The organism is Sphaerisporangium sp. NPDC088356 (assembly GCF_040685555.1).
GTDB lineage: Bacteria > Actinomycetota > Actinomycetes > Streptosporangiales > Streptosporangiaceae > Sphaerisporangium.
Map to the genome: position 1 here is coordinate 1 of NZ_JBFBIK010000275.1, position 1,504 is coordinate 1,504.

The 1,504-nt window shown below is 36.8% G+C and carries 2 protein-coding genes; one reads left to right on the top strand and one right to left on the bottom strand.

Features of this window, described 5'->3' with window-relative positions:
* Nucleotides 1-104: 104 nt before the first annotated feature.
* A protein-coding gene (locus AB0O34_RS36845) for an IS3 family transposase (RefSeq protein ID WP_095559415.1) occupies nucleotides 105-1,252 on the bottom strand; the annotation gives its coding sequence in 2 pieces (ribosomal slippage) (nucleotides 105-1,000 and nucleotides 1,000-1,252; 1,149 coding nt in all).
* A gap of 29 nt (nucleotides 1,253-1,281) precedes the next feature.
* Between AB0O34_RS36845 and AB0O34_RS36850 the strand changes: the two genes are divergently transcribed.
* Nucleotides 1,282-1,504: type ISP restriction/modification enzyme (locus tag AB0O34_RS36850; RefSeq protein ID WP_363923645.1), on the top strand; the 223-nt coding region annotated here is incomplete at its 3' end.

A 1,504-nucleotide genomic window follows, 5' to 3' on the forward strand; every position in this document is an offset into this window, starting at 1 on the left:
GACGGCTCTAACTTAGAAGTATGGACCAATGTCAAATATTTAGACACAAAATGAGCTATATTTTTGGAAAGTCAACGAAAAACTAGACACGGAGTTAAGAGAATTTAAGAATTATATTTTTCAAAGTCTTTTGGAGACTTGTAATCAAGACCTGAATGCATCCTTTTTGTATTGTAATAGGTCTCAATGTATTTAAATATTTCTTGAGTAGCCTCAGCTCTTGTCTCAAAATGAGCATCATTAATAAGCTCCCTCTTTAGCGTCTTATAAAAAGACTCCATCATTGCATTGTCATATGGATTTCCTTTACGACTCATGCTAGATTGAGCACCGACTTGACGAAGAGTAGATTGATAACGAGAGCTTGTATATTGACTCCCTTGATCAGTATGGACAATCAAGCCAGGCTGAGGATGTTCTTTCCCACAAGCTTGCAAGAAGCAATCCCTCACCAGTTTATCTTGCATCCGTGAAGACATTGACCAGCCTACAATCTTACGTGAAAAAACGTCGATATTCACGGCTAAGTATAAGGTGCCTTCTTTGGTAGGGATATAGGTCATGTCTCCCAGCCATACTTTATTAGGAGCTGTTGCTTTAAAGATCTGATTAATTAAATTGGGTCTTGAAAGCGAAGCTCCTTTTCTGTTGTAATGTTTATATTTATAACGACTTCCCTTGGCATAAAGTCCCATCAAGTGCATCAGTTTCCCAACACGTTTCGTGTTGGTCATAATACCAGTATTATGAAGTACCTTGGTAATTCTAACCGCACCATAGCGTCCCTTATGCTCATGAAAGACAGCTTTTATCTTCTCTGAGAGAATTTCTCTCTCCACTTGTTGTTTTGAAGGACGACGATGCATGTATTCATAGAAACCTGAGCGAGAAACCTTAAGAACTTTTACTGCATGTTTAATTTTTATCTTCCCATGATGTTTCAAGAGAAATTCAAAACGTTTTACTTGCTTCGCTTCAAGAAGACCCGGAACTTTTTTAGAAGTTCAAGTTCCTCCTGAAGATAACGATTTTCTTTCTCTAACAATTTAATCTTATGTTGGGCATTAGCTAGGGCTGTCCCATTGCCTGGAAAAGCACTTTCTCCATATTCTTCAACTTCTTGAACCCAGCGATAAAGACTATTGGCATGAACCTCAAGCTCTTGGCTGACTTCTTTAACAGAGTAACCCTCTTCAAGAATGAGTTTTACTGCAGAATTTTTAAATTGTTTATCGAATTTTCTTCTTGCCATAATAAACCTTTCCACGATTTCTCTTAACTTTGTGTCTAGTTTATTATAACCTTTCCATATCAGACATTCCTGAACGTGCCTATGAGTATGTGGTAAACGGAAAGCCTGCAATTGAGTGGATTATTGACCAATACCAAGTGAAAAAAGATAAAAAATCTGGCATTGTTGATGACCCTAACGAGTTTTCAAAGAATCCAAAATATATTTTCAATCTCTTATTATCCATTATCAATGTATCTATGCAAACAATTG